Consider the following 5,491-nt stretch of genomic DNA (forward strand, 5'->3'; position numbering starts at 1 on the left):
AGATGTGTATAAGAGACAGAGCACCGTCAGCACGCCGGCCGCGATCGCCGGTCCGGCCACCGACGAGCCGGTGCTGGCGAGCGCGTCACCGGAGACGCCGCCCGACGCCGAGCCGGCCCCGGAACCCGCGGTCCCCGCCCCGGCCCCGGCACCACCGGCGCCGGCACCACCACCACCGCCGCCGTCCCCGCCGCCCGGGTCTCCACCCGACACCGCGGCGACCGTGACGTCGTCCCAGCCGAGCAGCGCACCTGCTCCGTCCACCAGCGCGAGCTTGTGCGCGCCGAGCGCGGAGTCGGCCGGGATCGTGACCACGACCTCCCGCCCGGCGACCGTGGCCGTGGCGACGGTGCGCGGCGCCGAGAACAGCAGCGCGGAGACCTGCGAACCGTCGTGCGACGCGTCGGGGAAGGTCACGGTGACCGTCGCGCCGGGCGCGATGGTCTCCGGCGACACCGCGACGCCGTTGCGGGTGGCGTCGGTGAGGTCGGCCTCCGTGATCGGCGCCGGCGGGATCACCGGCGTCGTCAGCGTGGAGGTACAGGAGGCGCAGGTCACACCCAGCCCGCCGCCCGCCGCGGTCGCCGCCAGGGTGCCGCCCGACGACGTTGCCGCGACCGTGACCGTGAAGGTCGTCGTGGCCGACTCTCCGAGGGCGAGCGACGGCACCGACCAGGTGACCGTCGAGCCGCTGAAGCTCGCGTCGGCTGGCACGGTGGCGAGGGCGGCGTCGTCGAGCACGTCCGCGACATCCACCGCGACCGTCGCTCGCGTGAGCGGGACCTGTCCCGTGTTGGTGGTCGATAGCGTGTACGTGACGGTGTCACCCGGCTTCACCTCGCCCGAGGCCGGGGTCGAGGCCAGCGAGACGGTCGAGGTCGCCGGCCACGCGGGCTTGTCGGCGTCATACACCCAGTCCTGGAAGAACGCGGTGAGGTCCTTGCCCGAGAGCTCCTCCGCCAGCGCGATGAAGTCCTCGGTGCCCTTGCTCTGGCCGGCGTAGCGCGTCGTCCACGTCTTCATCACGGTGTCGAAGACGGAGGGCGTGATCGCCTGGCGCAGCGCTTCCAGCGTCATGGCGCCGCGGTTGTAGACCTGCCAGTCGAACAGGTCGGCCGGGTCGGTCATCGCCGCCGGCGGGATCGCCCAGCGCGCGTTCGTGCTCGCCGTCGTGTTCCACGCGTTGAAGTACGTGGTGGCCGTCGAGTCCGCCGACGTCCGGTGGTCGAATGCGTACTGCGTCGGGATGAAGGTGGCCGGCCCCTCATTCAGCCAGATGCTGTTCCAGTCGTTCGGCGAGACGGAGTCGCCGAACCACTGGTGCGCCAGCTCGTGGATGAACGTGGACAGGCCCACCGAACGCTCGAAGTACGGCCGGTCCTGCGTCTCCAGCGCATAGCCGAGGCTGGTGATGTCGACCACGAAGCCGGTGCTGTCGCCCGGGTACGCGCCGTACTTGCCCTCCAGGTAAGTCAGGATCTCCGGCAGGGCCGCTCGCCGGGTCTGGATCGTCGTCTGGTTGGCGGTCGTGACCGCCGGGTCGACGAACGTCCACTCGTGGATGGTGCGCCCGCTCGAGAGAGCGATGTCCGACTCGTAGGTCAGGTACTTGCCGTACGAGATCATCGCGAGCTCGGTCGCCATCGGCTTGTTCTGCTGCCAGTGCCAGGTGGTGCGGCTGCCGTCGCCGACGGCGGTCGCCGAGACCAGCTGGCCGTTGCTCACCGCCGCGGCGGACGCGCCGCCGATCGTGTTGGGCGCCGTGATCGCGATGTCGTAGGTGGCCTTGTCCGCCGGGGTGTTGTTGCTCGGCAGCCAGGTCATGTTGCCCACCGGCTGGCCGAGGGCGGTGAAGCCGTCGCTGGTCAGCACCCAGCCCTCGCTCGAGCCGTCGGGGTCGGTGTGGGTGACCGGGGAGCCGGAGTAGGCGACCGTCACGGTGAAGTCGCCGGTCAGCGCGGCCACCGGGCTGATGTTCAGTTTGTACGAGGAGGTCGCCGGGTTCATGCTGCGCGTGTACCCGGCCGCCGGCGCGCCGTTGACCAGCACCGAGTCGACGGTGAGCCCCTCCAGGTCGAGCGAGAACGCCGACAGCTCCTGCGTCGCCGTGGCGGTGATGGTGGTCGTGGCGGTGATGGTCTTGTCGTCGTTGTACGTGATCGCGACGTCGTAGTGCTTCACGTCGTAGCCGCCGTTGCCGATGCCGGTGAACAGCGAGTCGCCGATCGTGGGCGCGCCGGGCGCGGGAGCGGCGGTGGCCGGCGCCGCCAGCGGCAGCTGCACGGCCGCGACGATCGCCGCGGTGGCGACGACGGCGGCGGCACGCCGGCCGCTGCGCCGGTCGTGGTGTCTCGAACGCATGGAGGGGCCTCCTGGTGCTGAGTCTCTGGTGAACAGTCGGGATACCGGATGTGATGCGGGTGCCGGTGCGTGAACCCTAGCCGCCGATTGTTTCGGGCGTGAGTCCGGTGCGGCGACGCGTCAGGTCCACTGGCGCTGCGTTCGCAAAAGCGCTGAGATAGAAGCCACACCCGACCGGAGGATCCCGTGACCCAGCTCACCATCATCCAGCGATCTCCCGACCCCCAGCAGACGGGTCGGTCGACGCAGCGCCGCCCCTCGCTGAAGGATCGCTTCCTCGCCGTCGGCCGCAGCCGGCTCGGCGCGCTGCTCCTCGTCGCCGCCACCCTGATCGCGATCGTGTGGGCCAACATCTCGTACACGGGCTACGAGCGGTTCTGGGAGACGCACCTGACCCTCGGCCTCGGCGACCTGCAGCTCGACTTCACCCTCCACTCGCTCGTCAACGACGCGCTGATGGCGATCTTCTTCTTCACCGTGGGCCTGGAGGTGCGGCGCGAGTTCGCGATCGGCGAGCTGACGAGCTGGTCGCGGGCCGTCGTCCCGGTGGTGGCCGCGCTGTTCGGGCTCGCGGTCCCGGCGCTCGTCTTCCTGCTGTTCGTGATGGGCACCGGCTACGAGCACGCCTGGGGCGTCGTCATCTCGACCGACACCGCCTTCCTCGTCGGCGCCCTCGCGTTGATCGGACCGCATGCCACCGGCCGCCTGCGCATCTTCCTGCTGGCGCTCGCCGTGGTGGACGACATCGGCGCGCTGAGCATCATCGCGCTCGTGTACACCGACCACTTCAACCCGCTGCCGCTGATCGTGGCGGCCGTCGGCCTGGTGGGCGTGTACTTCACCCGCTACCTGCGTGGAGGCCGCGGCCCGGTCTACGCGACGCTCGCGATCGTCGTGTGGCTGGCGTTCCTCGCCTCCGGGGTCCACCCGACGCTCGCCGGCGTCGCGATGGCGCTGCTGATCCCGGTGTACCGGCCGAACCGGCGCGACGTCGAGCACGCGCTCGACCTGGCCCGCACGTTCCGGCAGTCGCCCAACACCGAGTACGCGCGGGCTGCCGCGAACAGCCTGCGCGAGTCCATCTCCATCAACGAGCGCCTGCAGTCGGCGTGGTCGCCGTACGTGGCATACGTCGTCCTCCCGCTGTTCGCGCTCGCGAACGCGGGCGTCCGCCTCGACGGCGACATCCTCCTCGGTGCGATCGCCTCGCCGCTGGCGTGGGGCGTGCTCGCCGGTCTCGTCGTCGGCAAGTTCGTCGGCGTCTTCGGCTCGACGGCGCTGCTGCGTGTGTTCCGCATCGGCGACTTCGGCCCCGGTCTGACGGTCGACCGGCTCGCGGGGGGAGCGGCGCTGTGCGGGATCGGCTTCACCATCTCGCTCTTCATCGTCGACCTGGCGATCCAGGACGAGACCGCGCAGAACGCCGCCCGCGTCGGCGTGCTGGCCGCCACGGTCGTCGCGCTCGTCATCGCGACCCTCATCTTCCGCATCTCCGATGCCGTGCGCCCGCGCGAGGAGGCCGGCCTCACCCTGGTCCGCCCGGTCGACCCGGCGCGCGACCACCTGTTCGGCGACCCGGATGCGCCGTTGACGATCGTCGAGTACGGCGACTTCCAGTGCGGCTTCTGCCTGAAGGCGACCGGCTCGGTGCAGGAGGTGAGCCGCGAGCTCGGCGACAGTCTCCGCTACGTCTGGCGGCACGCCCCGCTGACCCGGTACCACCCGAACGCACTGGCGGCGGCGGAGGCGTCGGAGGCCGCGGCGAAGCAGGGGAAGTTCTTCGAGTTCGAGCGCAGCCTGTTCGCGGATCAGGAGAACCAGCTCCCGTCCGACATCCTGCGCCGCGCCGAGGACCTCGGCCTCGACCTCGACCGCTTCGAGCGCGATCTCAGCTCGCCGGAGGTGGCGGCGCGCGTCCGCGACGACATGCTCGACGCCGAGGCGATGGACATCACCGCCGTGCCGACCTTCTACATCAACGGCCGGCGGCACATCGGGCCGTACGACGCGCAGTCCCTCATCCGCGCGTTGCAGGAGACGGTCCCCGACCCCACCCGCTGACACCGACTTGTCAGGATGCGCCGTCTCCGCCGCCCGGCGGGCGGCGTGTCCTGCCGACTCGATCGAGCCGCGTCTCGCCCCACACGTACACCGCCGCGAAGATCAGCAGCGAGCACGCCATCCCAGCGACGAGGAGGGGCGCGGCGGGCCGGTCCCACAGCAGCTCGCCGCCGCGCAGCAGCAGCGCGACGAGGATGAGCACCAGGCTGATCAGCTCGGCCTGCACGATGCGGCGGAAGGCCGACCAGCGCGGGTCGCCGAGCATCCACACGTTGACCATGCCCGGGAGGGTCAGCACCGCGCCGACGACGCGGGCCGTCAGCGGGGTCAGCTTCCAGGCCCAGAGGTCGATGCCGAGCGCCGGGGCGAAGAACAGGCACAGCCCGCAGAGCAGCGCCGCGATGCCGATCAGCGCGAAGACGGCCCGCACCCACGCCGGGAGGGAGGCCTCCGGATCCGCGGGCGCGCCCGTGTCCTCCCGGCGGTTCACGATCATCGCCGCGAGCACGAGGAACGGCGTGGTGACGTAGAGCGTCAGCCACACGATGAACGAGATATGCCCGTGATGGAATTTCTCCCAGTGGAGGAACGTCGCAGCCGCGAGCAGCACCGAGAACAGCAGCACGGCCGGGAAGCCGTGCCGGACCGTGTGCCACTGCCCTGACCGCACCACCTGCACGAAGAACCAGATCCCGCCCGCATACGCGCTGCCCAGCAGCATCGCGGTGATGGGCGGGAGGATCGTCCACGCGAAGAGCTCGCCCGTGCGGTCGGCGAACGGGTACAGGATGATCACCGCCGCCACGAGGAACGGGACGATCACCGCCCCCACGATCCGCGTGTAGAGCAGGATGCGGTCCGTGCCCTCCACGCCGGCCGCCGTCGCCGCGGAGGCTGCGCCGGTGCCGCGGGTCACGACTCCCTCCCCGGTGCGGCCGCCGCCGCCTCCGCGACCGCCACCGCCTCCGCGACCGCCTCATCCGTCGACAGCCCTCGCCCCAGCTCGGTCGCCGCGGCCAGCGCCGCGGCGTCGCCCTGCTCCGCGCGCCGGGCGACGTAGAACAGGTGG

At 71.3% G+C, this 5,491-nt stretch carries 3 protein-coding genes; 1 reads left to right on the forward strand and 2 read right to left on the reverse strand.

Annotated elements, in window-relative coordinates; all coding sequences use genetic code 11:
* The coding region (locus ACR9ZG_RS17630) for a M1 family metallopeptidase (RefSeq protein WP_481286147.1) at window positions 1–2,361 on the reverse strand (2,361 nt) is incomplete at its 3' end.
* Window positions 2,362–2,547: 186 nt separating this feature from the next.
* Between ACR9ZG_RS17630 and nhaA the strand changes: the two genes are divergently transcribed.
* Complete coding sequence (nhaA, locus tag ACR9ZG_RS17635; RefSeq protein WP_481286148.1) at window positions 2,548–4,422, forward strand: Na+/H+ antiporter NhaA; 1,875 nt, start codon at window positions 2,548–2,550, stop codon at window positions 4,420–4,422.
* 10 nt (window positions 4,423–4,432) lie between these two features.
* On the opposite strand, the gene ACR9ZG_RS17640 is transcribed toward nhaA, so the two are convergent.
* A complete protein-coding gene (locus ACR9ZG_RS17640; RefSeq protein WP_481286149.1) occupies window positions 4,433–5,338 on the reverse strand; it encodes a hypothetical protein in 906 nt (301 codons plus the stop codon).
* Window positions 5,339–5,491: the final 153 nt, after the last annotated feature.

Source organism: Leifsonia sp. KNZ12-8B, from assembly GCF_056755495.1.